Source organism: Arthrobacter sp. P1_B11 (assembly GCF_056406715.1).
Window position 1 is genome coordinate 109,601 of record NZ_JBFTZQ010000021.1, and the last position, 15,775, is coordinate 125,375.

The 15,775-nt window shown below is 65.1% G+C and carries 14 protein-coding genes; 6 read left to right on the top strand and 8 right to left on the bottom strand.

Annotated elements, in window-relative coordinates; translation table 11 throughout:
* The first annotated feature begins 432 nt into the window (after positions 1 to 432).
* On the top strand, positions 433 to 939 hold the full coding sequence (locus AC1D14_RS16250) for a DUF2231 domain-containing protein (protein WP_230120073.1): 507 nt from the start codon (positions 433 to 435) through the stop codon (positions 937 to 939).
* Between the two features lie 204 nt (positions 940 to 1,143).
* On the top strand, positions 1,144 to 1,404 hold the full coding sequence (locus tag AC1D14_RS16255; RefSeq protein WP_230120072.1) for a hypothetical protein: 261 nt from the start codon (positions 1,144 to 1,146) through the stop codon (positions 1,402 to 1,404).
* 113 nt (positions 1,405 to 1,517) lie between these two features.
* On the opposite strand, the gene AC1D14_RS16260 is transcribed toward AC1D14_RS16255, so the two are convergent.
* Positions 1,518 to 4,211: an ATP-dependent DNA ligase gene (locus tag AC1D14_RS16260; RefSeq protein ID WP_476968772.1), complete on the bottom strand. Its 2,694-nt coding sequence runs from the start codon at positions 4,209 to 4,211 to the stop codon at positions 1,518 to 1,520.
* Between the two features lie 40 nt (positions 4,212 to 4,251).
* Between AC1D14_RS16260 and ku the strand changes: the two genes are divergently transcribed.
* Complete coding sequence (gene ku, locus AC1D14_RS16265; RefSeq protein ID WP_230120070.1) at positions 4,252 to 5,301, top strand: non-homologous end joining protein Ku; 1,050 nt, start codon at positions 4,252 to 4,254, stop codon at positions 5,299 to 5,301.
* Positions 5,302 to 5,342: 41 nt separating this feature from the next.
* On the opposite strand, the gene AC1D14_RS16270 is transcribed toward ku, so the two are convergent.
* The 7 genes from AC1D14_RS16270 to AC1D14_RS16300 form a co-directional block, all read right to left on the bottom strand.
* Positions 5,343 to 5,609 (bottom strand): DUF7218 family protein, encoded by a 267-nt coding sequence (locus AC1D14_RS16270; RefSeq protein ID WP_230120069.1) that lies wholly within the window; start codon positions 5,607 to 5,609, stop codon positions 5,343 to 5,345.
* Positions 5,610 to 5,649: 40 nt separating this feature from the next.
* On the bottom strand, positions 5,650 to 6,120 hold the full coding sequence (locus AC1D14_RS16275; RefSeq protein WP_230120068.1) for an SRPBCC family protein: 471 nt from the start codon (positions 6,118 to 6,120) through the stop codon (positions 5,650 to 5,652).
* A gap of 230 nt (positions 6,121 to 6,350) precedes the next feature.
* Positions 6,351 to 6,629 carry an HPr family phosphocarrier protein gene (locus AC1D14_RS16280; protein WP_230120067.1) on the bottom strand — a complete coding sequence of 93 codons (279 nt, stop codon included), beginning with the start codon at positions 6,627 to 6,629 and terminating at the stop codon, positions 6,351 to 6,353.
* Between the two features lie 46 nt (positions 6,630 to 6,675).
* On the bottom strand, positions 6,676 to 8,721 hold the full coding sequence (locus tag AC1D14_RS16285) for a PTS fructose transporter subunit IIABC (RefSeq protein WP_230120066.1): 2,046 nt from the start codon (positions 8,719 to 8,721) through the stop codon (positions 6,676 to 6,678).
* 2 nt (positions 8,722 to 8,723) lie between these two features.
* On the bottom strand, positions 8,724 to 9,722 hold the full coding sequence (locus AC1D14_RS16290; RefSeq protein ID WP_230120065.1) for a 1-phosphofructokinase family hexose kinase: 999 nt from the start codon (positions 9,720 to 9,722) through the stop codon (positions 8,724 to 8,726).
* Entirely contained in the window at positions 9,719 to 10,528 is an 810-nt protein-coding gene (locus AC1D14_RS16295) for a DeoR/GlpR family DNA-binding transcription regulator (RefSeq protein ID WP_230120064.1), read from the bottom strand. The genes AC1D14_RS16290 and AC1D14_RS16295 overlap by 4 nt, the downstream gene beginning before the upstream one ends.
* A 320-nt stretch (positions 10,529 to 10,848) precedes the next feature.
* The gene (locus AC1D14_RS16300; RefSeq protein WP_230120063.1) at positions 10,849 to 11,106 is read right to left on the bottom strand and encodes a DUF6458 family protein; all 258 of its coding nucleotides are present in this window, start codon (positions 11,104 to 11,106) and stop codon (positions 10,849 to 10,851) included.
* 197 nt (positions 11,107 to 11,303) lie between these two features.
* Between AC1D14_RS16300 and AC1D14_RS16305 the strand changes: the two genes are divergently transcribed.
* From AC1D14_RS16305 to AC1D14_RS16315, 3 genes are all read left to right on the top strand, one after another.
* Complete coding sequence (locus tag AC1D14_RS16305) at positions 11,304 to 11,921, top strand: alpha/beta hydrolase (protein WP_230120062.1); 618 nt, start codon at positions 11,304 to 11,306, stop codon at positions 11,919 to 11,921.
* A 437-nt stretch (positions 11,922 to 12,358) separates the two neighbouring features.
* Positions 12,359 to 13,105 carry an HAD family hydrolase gene (locus tag AC1D14_RS16310; protein WP_230120061.1) on the top strand — a complete coding sequence of 249 codons (747 nt, stop codon included), beginning with the start codon at positions 12,359 to 12,361 and terminating at the stop codon, positions 13,103 to 13,105.
* A gap of 112 nt (positions 13,106 to 13,217) precedes the next feature.
* Complete coding sequence (locus tag AC1D14_RS16315) at positions 13,218 to 15,587, top strand: glycoside hydrolase family 65 protein (protein WP_230120060.1); 2,370 nt, start codon at positions 13,218 to 13,220, stop codon at positions 15,585 to 15,587.
* Positions 15,588 to 15,775: the final 188 nt, after the last annotated feature.

Below are 15,775 nucleotides of genomic sequence, written 5' to 3' on the forward strand. Positions count from 1 at the left end.
AATTTTACGCGATTTCCATGGCAAATCAGAGTTTGGTGCCGTATGATCAACAGTTTCACCGCCCTCAGGAAGCAAATATCAGATTTGTTTTGCCCGGTTTCACCGCGCCATTCCGGGGAATCCGGGCTCCGGGTGGCATCGTTATCAAACTTTTTGTTCCGGGGTCCGTTTGGGGCCGTATTTTCCGGGTAATGGGCCGCCCGCGAGCGCTTTTGGACTGCCTATCGAGGTACCCGAGAAGGTACCCTGCAGACGCGACAGAAGGCCCCTCGATTGGCACAACAGGCCTGCCGGCGCGGCCACAGGAAGCCAGGGCGGGAGTTCCCCGATTGAACCGTTCTTCGCCGGTGGTCGTCTGAGTGGGTAAACCCGGTATGGATGATCCGGGGAAGCCCGGAACAGATTCGTTAATTCCAGACAGGGGTGTTCGGCATGGACTACGTAATCAACGGTCTGCCAATGCATGTGTTGCTGGTGCATGGCACCGTGGTCTTTGTTCCGCTGGCCGCCTTGTGCACCGTGCTGAGCATCGTCTGGCCAATTGCCCGGCGGCGGCTGGGAATCGTGACCCCGCTGATAGCCCTGGGGGCGCTGGTGCTGGTCCCGATCACCCAGCAGGCCGGGGAGTGGCTGATGAAGCGTGTGGATACGACCCCGGCAATCACCGCGCACACCGGCATTGCCAGCTCATTGCTGCCCTGGGTCATCGGCGTGTTTGTCGTAGCCATGGCGCAGTGGCTGTGGTTCCGGTACGGGACCACGCAGGCGGATGGAATGCGGAAGAAGCTGGGAACCGCCGGCTCCCGGATAGCGGGGGCGGTCGCCGTCGTACTGGTTCTCATCCTGTGCGGCGGAACGGTCTTCAAGGTGGCGGAGATCGGGGAAGCCGGATCCCGTGCCGTCTGGGAGAACTCCTTTAGCCAAGAAGCCCAGGACTGATTGGCTTCCCGGGGGTTCCCGCGCGGCTGGTTTCTGCCTATCGTGGAGCCATGGGAACACTGATCTTTGAGTAGCTGGCCGGCTGGTGGCCTTCGGTTCGCGCCGAGTCCCAATGACACAACCTTTCGTGATTACAGCAGCGACGCCTGAATCACGGCCCTCATACGGGTGAACGCTTCGTTTCATTGCAGAAAGGAAGAACAAATGGGTGACATGAATATAGGAAGCTCCATCAAACCGGATGTGGCTGCACATCTGACTGAGTCTATGGACAGGCCGCCGCTGCCCACTCCGGAAACCATCGCCGTCACCGCGGCCATGGGCGGAGCGCGTCAGTGGCCAGACGGCAACGGTAAGCGCCGCCATCCCAAGGACCGCGGTTCGAGCCACGGCCGCGCAGGGCAAGAGGCTGCCGTGACCGCCGTCCACCGGACCGGCCGTCCCCAGATGCCGCACTCGTCCTAGTACCGTTCGAGACTGAAATGGTCTGGCGACACCCGAATTCGGGTGTCGCCAGGCCATTTGCGCGTCTTGGGCCGTTGTGCGCGTCCCGGTGACTTTGAGGTTGCCCGTCCGGGTCAGGAACCGGCGGATTCGGCGACGACGTCCTCCGGCTTCTTATCCAGCCGCCAGCCGCGCCACACCGGGTGCCGGAGTTTTCCGCTGCCGGTCCACTCGCCGAAAGTCACCTCGCCCACGAGGCCGGGCGTAACCCAGCGGGCGTCGGCTGCGTCGAGGGCGGGAACCTCTTCAAACGGCGAGGTCTTCCGGGTCAGCCCGTCCATGGTCTGGCGCAGTTCCTTCAATTCGCGGCTGCTGAAGCCGCTGCCAACGCGGCCCACGTAGCGGAGTTTCTTCCCGTCGGGTATGCCCAGCAGCAATGACCCCACGGTGTCCGACCGTTCACCCCTGCCCGGCCGCCAGCCGCCCACCACCACTTCCTGCGTCTGCTCAATCTTGAGCTTGATCCACGACCGGCTCCGCTGGCCGCTGACATAGCGGCTGTCAGCGCGTTTGGCCATGACCCCTTCCAGGCCAAGTTCCCGCGCACTTTCCAGGATGTGTTCCACACGCTCGTCCAACGTCTCGGAGAGCTCCACCGGGAACTCCGACGGACGGTAAAAGTCAGCGAGCCGGTCCCGGCGTTCCTCGAGGGGGAGCCTGCGCAGGTCCTCGCCGCCGTCGGCGAGCAGATCGAAAAGCATGAGCCGCACCGGGATGGCGGCACGGGCCTTCTTCACATCACCGGGTTTGGTTAGCTTCATCCGCCCCTGAAGGAGCCCGAAGTCCGGCCTGCCGCGGGGTCCGACGGCGATGATCTCACCATCCGCTATGAAGTCCTGCGGCGGCCAGCAGTCCCGGTCCGTCAGTTCCGGGTAGCTGGCGGACATGTCGTTTCCGTTGCGGCTGATGAGTCGGATCTTTTCGCTGTCCGCCACCACCAGGGCACGGATCCCGTCCCATTTGAGTTCGAAATGCCACTCGCTGCCGTGGAGGTCGGCGGTGGTGCCCGCGGTGGCCAGCATCGGGACAGGGTCCTCGATGATGCTGTTTCGTCGGGATGCGGCCTTCGTGGGTGGGCCATTGGTGGACGCGGCCTCGGCAGCGGTGTCCTCACCGGGCGCCGCCTTGGCGGGCGCAGACTCCGTTGCTGCCGTTGAGGCGGCGCGCTTTGTCCGGATACCGGATCCCTTGTCCATCAGGTGGATGAGCCACTGGCTTTGCTCGCTCTGGCCCTGCCCGGTGTGGATCAGGGCGAATCTCCTGGTACCGCCAAGCCCGCCGCCCTCCTGGCCAGTGAGCGTGGCGATGACTTCCTTGCCGTTAACCCACTTTTCCAGTTCGTACACGCCCCTGTCCCAGAGACTGACCGTGCCGGCGCCATATTGACCCTTGGGAATGGTGCCTTCGAAATCCGCGTAGTCCATCGGGTGGTCCTCGGTCTGGACGGCCAGATGGTTCTTGGCGCCGGTGTCCGGAACGCCCTTCGGCAGCGCCCACGAGACCAGTACGCCCTCGTGCTCAAGCCGGAAGTCGTAGTGCAGGCGGCTGGCATGGTGCTCCTGTATCACGAAGATTTCGTTCGCATCCTGGTTCCCGGCGTTCTCTGCTGCGCTGGCCTGGGCGTCTTCCAGGACCCGGTCGCCGCTGCCCTTGGCTGAGTGGTGCTTTTCGGCGGTAAAGGGCTCCGGCGTCTCACCCTGGTCCCGCAGGGAGCGGTACTTGTCCAGACGCGGATCCTCATGGCCGCCGCTTCGGCGAGCGCCGCCGTCGGCCGTTCCAGCGGCCGGCGTTGCGCTGTGGTGGCCGGTGCCGACGTGTCCGGGTAAGTGGTCCCCGTGGCTGTGGTCCGCGCTGGAGGGTACGGTGTGGGTGGCTCCGCTGCTCTCGTCAATGATGGCAAAGGGATCCTTGCCGGCTCCTACCCGGCGCATGACCTCCTCGTAGTCCAACTGCCGGAGGGACGCGGAACTCAGCTCCCGCCAGGTCCGCGGAGCAGCCACGGTGGGCGTCAGCCGTCCGCGCAGCGAGTACGGAACGATGGTGGTCTTGGCCGCGTTGTTCTGGCTCCAGTCCACCAGGACCTTGCCCGTTCGAAGTGCCTTTTTCATGTCGCTGACGGCAAGATCCGGGTGGTCGGCCTCGAGCGCGCGGGCCAGTTCATGGGCGAAATCGGAAATCTGGTCCGAGGTCTGCGTGCCGTCGAGGCCGGCGTAGAGGTGGATGCCCTTGCTGCCGCTCGTCACCGGAACCGGGTCCAGTCCCACGTCCTTGAGGATGTCCCGCGCCAGCAATGCCACCTGCACGCATTCAGGGAGGCCTGCCCCTTCGCCGGGATCCAGGTCCAGGACGATCCGGTCAGGCGGCAGCGCGTTGCCGTGCGAGTCCACCCTCCACTGCGGGACGTGGATCTCCAGCGAGGCGATCTGCGCCAGCCATGTCAGCGTGGCGGGGTCGTTCACCAGCGGATAGTAATTGGTGCTGGTCTTGTGGGTGATGGCGGCCCGGGGAACCCACCCGGGAGTGGAATGGTCGAGGTTCTTCTGGAAAAACATCTGCCCGGGCTCTTCCGCCGTCCCCACGCCGTGGACCCACCGCTTCCGCGTGGCCGGCCGGTTGGCTGCAGCCGGGATCAGCGCGGGGGCCACAGCGGCGTAATAGGCCAGGACGTCTGCCTTGGTGGTACCGGTCGCAGGGTAGAGCACCTTGTCCAGGTTGGTCAGCGTCAGTCCGCGGCCGCCGACCCGCACCCGTTCCTTACCGCCGGCCAAAGGGCTTCACCTCCGGCGAAGTGTGATGTTCACTTGTCTCATGAGAGCGATCTGGAAAGGCGCGATTGCGTTCGGGCTGGTCAACGTCCCGGTCAAGGTGTACAGCGCCACCGAGGACCATGACATCAGCCTCCATCAGGTGCACAACGCCGACGGCGGCCGGATCCGCTACCAGCGCCGCTGTGAGGTCTGCAGCAAGGTCGTGGACTATGCCGATATCGACAAAGCCTTCGAGGACGACGGCCGGACCGTGGTCCTTTCCCGCGAGGAGCTCAAGGCCATTCCCGCGGAAAACAGCCACGAGATCGAAGTGGTCCAGTTCGTTCCGTCCGAGCAGCTTGATCCGATCATGTTCGAGAAGAGCTACTATCTGGAACCGGATTCGAAGTCGCCCAAGGCCTACATGCTGTTGCGCCGGGCGCTCGAGGACACCGACCGTGTGGCAATCGTGCAGTTCGCCCTGCGGGACAAGACGCGGCTGGGTGCTCTGCGGATCCGGGACGACGTCCTGATGCTGCAGGCCCTGCTGTGGGCCGACGAGGTGCGTGAGGCAGGTTTTCCTGCCCTGGAGACGACCATCCGGATCTCCGCCCAGGAACGTGAAATGTCCGCCGCGCTGGTGGAGTCTATGGCCTCCGATTTCGAACCGGAGCAGTTCACGGACGACTACCAGTCCCAGCTGCGCCAGCTCATCGAGGCCAAGCTGGAGAAGGGCGACTCCCTGGATACGGAAGAGACCTTCGGCGTCGAGGCCGGGGAGTCCGGCAACGGGGAAGTCATCGACCTGATGGAGGCGCTCAAGCGCAGTTTGGACCGGAAACGCGGGGCAGGCGGCGGTGAAGAGGTCGGCGGTGCCTCCAAGGCTCCGGCAAAGACGGCCGCGAGGTCCGGTACCAAAACTGCGGCCAAGGCAGCGTCCAGGACAGGCACGGCGGCGAAGACCGGTGCGGCCACCAAGGCTGCGGCCAAGACTGCGGCCACCAAGACTGCTGCCAAGCCGGCCGCCACCAAGACTGCTGCCAACAAGACGACGGCCACGAAGACTGCTGCCAAGCCGGCCGCCACCAAGACTGCGCGGAAGGGCGCTTGAGGAACCGGATACCCCGGCCGCCGGTCTCATGAGCGCACCGCTCAGGAATTTCTGAGCGCGGAAATGAGTTCGCTCTTCTTCTTGCCGGAATAGCCTTTGAGGCCGATCTCTTTGGCTTTGGCTTTAAGCTGGGCCACGGTCCAGTCGTCGTAGTCGCCGGACTTCCCGCCTTTGCGGCCAACTTCGGAGCGGCCCTTATTGGCGGCGGCGTTGGAGATGCGGGCCGCTTTCTGCTTCGAGGCTCCATCCTCACGGAGCTCTTCGTAGAGTTCGGGATCCTTGAGGCTCGGGTTCTTTCTCTCAGGCATGGCTACCTCCGCGGATCGTGGTTTGTTAGTGCGCATCCATTTACTCGGCGTCGACTTCTCCGCGATCCACGGACGAGCGCCAGGCGCCGGTCTCAATGCCGCGTGATTCGATGAACTCCTTGAAGCGCAGCAGGTCGGACGAAACCTGCGTTTCATCCACGTGCGCGGCGGCGCCGGTCTTTTCGAGGAGGCCCTCCGGCTCCCATTCAAGTTCCACGTTCACACGGCAAAGGTCCTGACCGAGGCTTTCAAAGGTGACTCTGCCGGCATTGCGGGGTTTATCCTTGCTGACCCAGGCGATGCACCGGTCCGGCGTTTGCTCAAGGATCTGCGCGTCGTATTCGCGCCTGATGCCGGCTACCCTCGTTCGGAAGTGGAGCGAGGTCTCGTCGATCTGCTCGACGGATTCAACCCCCTTCATGAACCGGGGGAAAGATTCGAACTGCGTCCACTGGTTGTAGGCGGTGTTGACCGGAACTTCGACGTCAATGCTTTCCTGCAAGGTTGTCACTTTGTCAGGCCTCCCTTCAGCCCGGGATGTCCGGGCGGTACTGAACGGCACGGGGCACAATTCCAAGCTAGTGGGGCTGAAGAGCAAAAACAAGAAACTGCTAAGTTTGCTTACCAGTCGGGATTTTTGATGGACAGCGAGAACTCAGAAACAGCGACGGCCGGCACCGGCGCAGTTCCCGGCTGTCGGGATGCTGCGCCGGAAGCCGGCCGTCGTGAGCCTGCTTAGACCTATTCGGCGTCGTGGTCGGTCTCGAGGATCTGGACCAGACGATCGAGGGCGACGTCGGCGCCATCACCCTCCGCCCGGAGCACCACAACGTCGCCGTGCGATGCGCCAAGGCTCATGAGGGACAGGATGCTGGCGGCGTCCATGGCTTCGTCAGCCGGCTCACCTTCGCGGGCGATAGTGATGTCGAGGTCAAACTCGCCGGCTGCCTCAGCGAAGATGGCGGCGGGGCGGGCGTGCAGGCCTACTCGGCTGGCGACGGTTGCGGTACGTTCGGACATTTTTGCTCCTTGCGATTGCGGTAGGGGGAATTGGGCTGCTGAAGAATCAGCGGGCGGGGACGGCTTCAGGGACGGTCTCCACCGTATCAACGGGCTTGCGGGCAGCCCAGCGCTTGAGTGCGACCACGATCAGCGCGCTGACAACGGTGCCGGCAAGGATGGCGACGATGAACATCACGACGTTACCGATGGCGAAGAACACAAAGATTCCACCGTGGGGTGCCTGTGACGTTACACCGGTGGCCATGGTGAGAGCGCCGGTGACGGCGCCGCCCACCATGCTCGCGGGGATGACGCGCAGCGGATCGGCTGCGGCGAACGGAATGGCGCCCTCCGAGATGAAGGAGGCACCCAGCAGCCAGGCTGCCTTGCCGTTCTCGCGCTCAGCCAGGCTGAAGAGCTTCTTGTCCAGAACGGTGGCCAGGGCCATCGCGAGCGGCGGGACCATGCCGGCAGCCATGACGGTCGCCATGATCTGCCACGGCGCCTGGTTGGTGGCGCTTCCTGCACCGAGCCCGGCGACGGCGAAGGCGTAGGCAACCTTGTTGACCGGGCCGCCGAGGTCGAAGCACATCATGAGGCCGAGGATGATGCCCAGCACGATGGCCGAGGCACCGGACATGCCGGAGAGCCAGGTGTTCAACCCCACAGTGATGGCTGCGATCGGTCCGCCGAGGAATAGGAACATAGCGCCCGAAGCGACGATGGAGGCGAGCAGCGGAATGATCACGACCGGCATCAGGCCGCGGAGCCAGCGCGGCACCGACCACGTCCCGATCACGTGTGCGATGTAGCCTGCGAGCAAGCCGCCGACGATGCCGCCGAGGAACCCGGCACCCATGAAACCGGATACGGCACCGGCCACGAAACCTGGCGCAATGCCCGGACGGTCGGCGATGGCGTAGGCGATGTAGCCGGCCAGTGCGGGCACCAGGAAGCCCATGGACAGGGCGCCGACCTTGAAGAAAACGGTGCCCAGGTAGAGGGCCAGGTTGCCGTCGGGAAGGTTGAGCAGGGTGTTGTTTGCCAGGATGTCGTTGGCTTTTGTGCCCAGGGCGATGTCGAAGCCAGCCAGCAGGAAGCCCAGGGCGATCAGCAGGCCGCCGCCGGCGACAAAGGGAATCATGTAGCTGACACCGGTGAGCAGGGCCCTCTTCAGCTTCTGGCCGATGTGTTCGCCCTTTTCGGTGGCCTCCTGCTCGGCCTGCTCTTCGGCGCCAAAGTGCGGGACGCGGCGGGCGTGCGGGTTGTCCGCGGCGTCCAGTGCTTCCTGGACCATCTTGGCGGGTTCGTCGATGCCGCGCTTGACCGGGGCATTGATGACGGGCTTGCCTGCGAACCGCTCCTTGCCGCGCACATCCACGTCCACGGCGAAGATCACTGCGTCGGCTGCGGCGATGATGGCAGGGTCGAGGGGCTTGGCGCCCGAGGAGCCCTGGGTCTCCACCTGGAGGTCCACGCCCATTTCCTGGGCCGCTGCGACGAGGGAGTCGGCTGCCATGTAGGTGTGGGCGATGCCGGTGGGGCAGGCGGTGACGGCGACGAGGCGCTTGGGGCCACCCTTCGCGGGGGCAGCGGCGCCGGCGGCTGCTGGTGCGGCTGCTGGTACGGGGGCTTGTGCAGCGGCGGGTGCCGCAGGCTTGTCAGCCAGGGCGCCCTCGACGAGTTCAACGATTTCCGTCTGGCTGGACGCGGCGCGCAGGGCACCGGTGAAGTCTTTCTTGATCAGCGACCGGGCCAGCTTGGACAGGAGCTTGAGGTGCTCCTGGTCTGCGCCGGCGGGGGCTGCGATAAAGAAGATGAGGTCGGCAGGGCCATCCTTGGCGCCGAAGTCGACGGGCTGGGAGAGGCGGGCCATGGCGAGCGTGGGAACGGTCACCGCGGACGAGCGGCAGTGGGGGATCGCGATGCCGCCGGGCACGCCGGTTGCCGTCTTCTGCTCGCGGGCGAAGGCGTCAGTGAAGAGGCCTTCGACTTCGCTCGCGCGGCCGGTGGCAGCAACCCTGCCAGCCAGGTGGCGGATCACGTCCTCGGGCGAATTGCCCAGGTTCTGGTCGAGCTCGACCAGGTCGGTGGTGATGAGCTGAGTCACTGTCAATCCTTCCGGAGGGCCGTGATGGTAACGGCGTCGGGGGTAGTTTGGTGGACTGCCGGAACTGTGGAGCCCGGCAGGGAAGCGGCTGCGGCGCCGTGCGCCACAGCTTGACGGAGGCAATCAGCCGGGGCGGCGCCCTGGCTGGCGGCGAGCAGATAGCCAGCCAGCGACGAATCGCCCGCGCCGACCGTACTGACCGCGGTGACCGGCGGATGCGTGGCCAGCCACGCGCCGTCGGCCGTCACAAGGACAGCGCCCTTTGAACCGAGCGTTGCCAACACGGCCCCTACGCCGGAACGCACGACGGCGGCGGCGGCTGCCGCGGCAGCCTCCGGATCCGCTTCGAGTTCCTCAGCCGTGCTCACCGAGGCGAATCCTGCCGCGGCGGCAAGTTCCGCGAGCTCCTCGGCGTTGGGTTTGAGCAGGTCCGGTTTCCCGGAGACTGCCCCTGATGCATCGCCGGCGATGGCCGCGGCGAGTGGTGCCCCGGAGGAATCGACGGCGATCTGCGGAACTCTGTTTCCAGTGTCCGCGGAACGAAGCCTCCGGGTGACAGTGGCGTAAAAATCGTTAGGAACTCCTGGCGGGAGGGACCCCGCGAGGACAACCCAGCTGGCGCCCTTGGCGCGTTCCAGGAGCAGCCCAATGAGCGCCTCCTGGGCGTCTTCGCCGAGCACCGGGCCGGGCTCGTTGATCTTGGTGGTGACGCCGCCGGGCTCAGTGAGGGCCACGTTGGTCCGCAGCGGCTCATGGATGGCCAGCGCGGCGAACGGCACCCCGGCGTCACGGAGCCCGGCCAGGACCGGATCGGAGTCCCCGCCGGGGAGCACCGCGACGGTCTCCAGCCCGGAGGCCACCAGGGCGCGGGAGACGTTGACTCCCTTGCCGCCGGACTCCTGGCTGACGGAGACGGCACGCTGGACCTCGCCGCGTTCGAGCGGGCCAGGGAGCGCCACCGTGCGGTCAAGGCTGGGGTTTGCCGTGAGCGTGACGATCATGCGATCACCAGCTCAACGCCGGCGTCGGCGAGGGCCGCGGCTAGTTCGGGGCTGGGCTTGCGGTCAGTGATCACGGTGTCCAGATCTTTCAATGAGGCGAACTGGACCAGCGTTTCCGCATCCAGCTTGGACGAATCGGCCAGCACCACAATGCGGCGGGCCGAGTGGACGAAGGCAGCCTTGACGGCGGCTTCTTCGGGATCGGGGGTGCTCAGGCCAAAGCTTGCATGGATGCCGTTGGTTCCCACAAAGGCGATGTCCGGGCGGAGCTTCTGGGCGGCGTCCACGGTTGCCTGGCCAACGGCGGCCTGAGTCAGTCCCCGGACCCGGCCGCCCAGGATCTGCAGGGCGATGCCCGGCGTACTGGCGAGTTTGGCGGCGATGGGAATGGCGTGCGTGATGACCACCAGTTCCTGATTCTGTTCGGCTCCGTTGTGTTTGGCTGATACGGCACTGCGGCGGGCCAGGATGTCGGCCAGGACCTCGGTGGTTGAGCCGGCGTCCAGGAGGATGCTGCTCGAGGGGCCCTGCGGCAGGAAGGCGAGGGCAGCCTCGGCGATGCGGTGCTTCTGCCCCTGTCGCTGGATGGTCCGCTCCAGGATGCTTTCTTCGGTGGTGCTGAAACGGTCCGCGGAAACAGCGCCGCCGTGAACGCGGCGGACGCTGCCGGCGGATTCAAGGGCGGCGAGATCGCGGCGGACGGTTTCGGTGGTGATCCTGAAGCGCTCTGCGAGGTCGGTCACGCTAGCGCGGCCGCTGGCTGCAACGAGCCCCGCGATCTGCTGCTGACGCTCCTCGGCAAACACATACCCTCCATTGCGTAAGTACTGCTCTGCGTGAATACTGCAAAATCGTCTGTCTCTTACTGATCAGCGAACGGCTTCCGGCTGGCTGTCTCCCCGGGGCCTACTGCCAGCGGCCGACACTCCAGCAATTGAAGCCTCAGTGACTGCCATCACACGATCTGTAATTACTTGACTTTATCTTCGATCATGTTGCTTTGTCAATGAAAAACAACATGAAAACAGACTGCCGGGCCGGACCGAAGGGTCTGGCCCGGCAGTCCGGTGCTTTATCTGGAGTTTCACGGAAGGGCACCGGCTGGATGCGGCGGGCAGCGGCGGGGCTACAGTCCGCCGTCGCGGCTTTCGTTGCGCGTGATGCGCTCGCCGGTGTTGGGGTCCACAACGGAACGTGTCTCGCTGATGCGGCGGCTTCGGCCGGGGGACGCCAGGACAAGCGAAGCGATCAGCCCGATAACTCCCACCGCCATCAGGATGTAGCCGACCAAAGTCTGGTCGACATTGGGAATCAGGCCGGGGGTGATGGCCCAGGCGAGGATGGCACCGATGGCAATGAGGAAGATGGCGGAACCGATTCTCATGACTTGCTCCTTGTGTTGGCGACTTCTCGCAACCTGGTAAGTGCGGCACTCGGTAAATCCGGCGAAGCATGCGCCACTCGCTAAGCATGCTGTCAATCGTCAGGCTACAGCGCAGTACCCCCTGTTTCAATCAAACGCGCAGGTCAGCACGCTGGCCGGCCTGCAGTTCCCGTACGGGGAGTCGTTAGGCTGTTCCGATGGAGACAGTCGTTTGGTCGAAGCCGGAAAATGAGCGCTCCGGCACGCCGCTGCTCGTGATGATGCATGGCTATGGCACGGACGAGTCGCGGATGGTGAATCTGTTCGACTACCTCCCGTCCGAATTCACCTGCGCCGCTCTCCGCGCGCCGATGCCGATCGCCGACGGTTACGGCTGGTTCCTGCTGGACTACTTCCTCACGAACGACTTCGCCGATGTCATTGCCGCCGCCAACTCGGTCTTTTCCTGGATTGACTCCGTCAAGGGCGGCCACAGCAGCGTGAGCCTGCTGGGGTATTCGCAGGGGATGGCCATGGCGAGCACCCTGCTGCGGCTGCGGCCGCGGGACTTTCCGGCCGTCGTCGGCCTTTCCGGCTTTGTGCTGGACAACGATCTGCTGGCGCTCAGTGAATCCTTCGACACCCCGCCGCCCTTTTTCTGGGGACGGGACAGGGCCGACCTGATCATCAACGAGGAAGCTGTTGCCTATGCCGAGGAGTGGCTGAATGCCCACACCCAGCTGACGGCACGCACGTACCCGGGCATGGGCCATGCAATGTCCAAGAGGGAGATGGTGGACGTCAGCGCGTTCCTGCGCCACTACGTCCTGCCCTGAGCCACGTCCTGCAACACTGACCCGCGTCCTGCAACTGAGCTGATGCAAAGCGCCAGGAGTTGGTCCCCGGGGAGTCAAACTCCTGCGGCTTGGTAAAAACAGTTGCACGCCAAATTTGTAAGCGCTTACACTCGTCTTCGGCCGAAACTACCGGTCCTTGACTGAGTGTTGAAAGGGCTGGGTCACGCGATGTATGTGCAAATGCCTCCGGGCGTGAATCCACGCGCGTTTGCCCTGACCGGACAACGGCCTCATGATGGAAGCAGACGTTTCTCAGAGCGACTGCGCATTTAAGCCACCTGAACGCGCCCCCGGGCGCTCCCCAGTCGAGGCATTGCGCCGTAAGATGCTCCACCCGCGGTCGCCGACGCCGCACCTCCTCCCCGCATGGTCCCCAACCACTGCTGTCCGCCATCCGAAAGGACACCGCACCAGGCATGACTGATCTTCTGAAGACCCTCCCCGGCAGCACTCCGAACAACTGGACGGACGCCGCCGCCATCCTGTTCGACCTCGACGGCGTGCTCACGCCCACGGCCGTGGTCCACGAGCGCGCGTGGCAGGAACTCTTTGACGGCTACCTCGAATCCAAGCCCGGGAAGTCCGGTTACCGCGGAAGCGACTACTTCGAGCACATTGACGGCAAGCCCAGGTTCGACGGCGTCCGGGACTTCCTGACGTCGCGCGGCATCGAGCTCCCCGAAGGTCCCACCGACGACTCGCCGGACAACGAGACAGTCCAGGGACTGGGCAACCGGAAGAACAAGATCTTCAACGACATCGTCGGCGCCGGCGTTGACCCTTACGCGGGGTCGGTGCGTTTCCTCACAGCCGCGCTGGCCCGGGGACTCAAGGTCGCCGTCGTCTCCTCGTCCCGGAACGCACCGTCCGTGCTGCGCGCGGCGGGGCTCGACGGCCATTTCCAGGTGGTGGTGGACGGCGTCGTGGCAGCCGCTGAAGGCCTTCCCGGCAAGCCCAGCCCGGCAACCTATGACTACGCCGCCCGGCTCCTTGAGCTGCCCAGCGAAGAGTGCGTCGTCGTCGAGGACGCGGTTTCCGGCGTGCAGGCCGGAAGCGCGGGCAGCTTCCACTCCGTCATCGGAGTGGACCGCGGCGCAGGGCGACAGACGCTGCTGGAGGCGGGCGCCACGTTAGTGGTCAACGACCTTGACGAACTCCTCTAGCACCGCCTTCACAGAGCTCTAGCTCCGCCTTCACGGAGCTCCGCCTCCACTGCGCAATCCTGCCAGGCCCCCAACCCTGGCCGCTCCTCCAACCGCCTAAGGAACGCCACTCATGGCACTCATCACTGCTGACCGCGTCCGCTTCCCCAACGATCCCTGGAAGCTCGTGGAGACCGGTCATGCCGCCGGCAATGCCGGCACCCTGGAAACGCTGTTTGCCCTTGGAAACGGACATTTGGGTATCAGGGGCGCCCATTGGGCGGCGGCGGATGCGGAGCTCCCGGGCAGCTTCATCAACGGGTTCCACGAAATCTGGGATATCAAGCACGCTGAAAATGCCTTCGGTTTCGCGCGCACCGGCCAGCGGATCCTGTACATTCCGGATGCCAACAACTTCACGGTGATCGTGGACGGCGAGATGCTCAGCCTCGCTGAATCGACGGTGCTGGACTACCGCCGTTCCGTAGATTTCGCCACCGGAATCTACGAGTGCCGCATCGTGTGGCAATGCCGTTCGGGCGCCACCGTCACCACCGTGGAGCGCCGCGCCGTGGGCTTCGAATCGCGCGGCTGTCTCGCTATTTCGCTGGAGCTCTCCGCGGACCGCGCCGTCTCCGCCGACGTCACCTCGTCCGTGATCAACCGCCAGGACCAGCCGGTGGACGACCACTCCGCGCACGATCCGCGCAGGGCGGGCCGGCACGCAGGGCGCGTCCTGCTGCCCTTGAGGCTCGACGGCGGCGACGGTTCGCTCCGCCTTTCCTGGGAAGCGGCGGAGTCGAAGCAGCGCGTGGGAATCGCCGTCGACCACTGGACCTCTGCAGGGCACCAGCCGTTCGATACGCTCGTGGACCAGGACGACAGCAGCGTCCGTTACGTGCTGGCAGTTGGATCCCATGAGCCGTTCCGGCTCGAGAAGAGCGTCAGCTACGCGGTGGCCCGGGGCGCCCGCATCGGGGTGCCGGCAGCGGCAGACGCCGAAACAGGCCAGGACCCGGCGGACACGGCAGCGGCGGGCCTGAAGCCGGTAGGTGAAGTCTTCGCCGAGAGCGAGGCACACTACCGCGACTACTGGTCCACCACCGACATCAAGGTGGGTGGCCAGCCCGACGTGCAGCAGGCCATCCGCTGGAACCTCTTCCAGTTGGCCCAGGCCACGGCCCGCGCCGGCGTAGCCGGCATTCCGGCAAAGGGCGTCAGCGGCTCCGGTTACGAGGGGCACTACTTCTGGGACCAGGAGGTCTACCTCCTCCCGTACCTGTCGTATTCAAACCCCGACGGCGCCCGTCAGGTTTTGGAGTTCCGGCACGAGATGCTGCCGGACGCCAAGATCCGGGCCAAGGAGCTCAGCGTGGACGGCGCACTGTTTCCGTGGCGCACCATCAACGGCTTGGAGGCCAGCGCCTACTACGCGGCAGGCACTGCGCAGTTCCACATTGCTGCCGCGATTGCCTTTGCCGCCAACCGGTACGTCTGGGCGAGCGGAGACTCCGACTTCCGCGATGGAATGGGCGCGGACCTGCTCGTGGAGACCGCCCGCATGTGGGTGTCCCTGGGGTTCTTCGGCAAGGACGGCCAGTTCCACATCCACGGCGTGACCGGTCCGGATGAGTACACGGCAGTGGTGAACGACAACCTCTACACCAATGTCATGGCCCGTTTTAACCTGCGCGCTGCGGCGGCGCTGGACCATCCGGAAATCGACGACGCCGAGCGGCAGCTTTGGGAGGCGGCGGCGTCCCGTATCCAGCTTCCGTTCGACGAGCATTTCCAGGTGTACTCGCAGGACAACGACTTCATGACCCTGGAGCCATGGGACTGGACGACGCCACGCTCCAAGTACCCGCTGCTGCTGAACTTCCATCCGCTGGTGATCTACCGGCACCAGGTGCTCAAGCAGGCGGACACGGTGCTGGCCATGTTCCTGCAGTGGCAGGAATTCACCGCCGAGGAGAAGCGCCGCGCCTTCGATTTCTACGACCCCATCACCACGGGTGATTCGACGCTGTCCGCGTGCGTCCAGGGCATCATGGCTGCCGAAGTGGGCTACCGGAAGGCGGCTCTTGAGCACTTCACCAACGCAGTGTTCATCGACCTGGATGATTCGCATGGCAACACGATCGACGGCGTGCACATCGCTTCGACCGGCGGCGTGTGGAGCTCGTTGGTATGTGGTTTCGCCGGCCTGCGGGACCAGGGTGCGGTGCCGTATTTCGATCCCCGGCTGCCCGAGGAATGGGACAGCCTTTCCTTCCACCTGAGGCTGCAGGGAAGGCTCCTCCTCGTGGAACTCGTCGACGCCAGCATCACGCTGAGCGTCTTGGAAGGTGAACCGCTGGACATCGACGTGCGCGGCGGGGTCTATTCCGTCGGCGCCGACTCCGTCCGCGTGGCCCTCGAACCGGTCGAAGTGCCGGAACCGTCGGTCTTCCCGAGCGGTCCGCCCACGGCAAGCCTTCCCGTGGTGCGCGCCCGCGCCTGATGCGCAAGACCGGCCGGCTGCCCGTTCCGGGCAGCCGGCCGCAGTTATTGTCGGCGGCTTTTGACGTCGGCGTCCGCGGAGATGCCGTGTTGCCGTTCCAGCGGGTGGGTTATCTCGTCCCCGGCCATCCGGGCCGCAAGCATCGCCACGATTGCCACCACAGGGCAGACGCTGCCTGCCACCAGGAA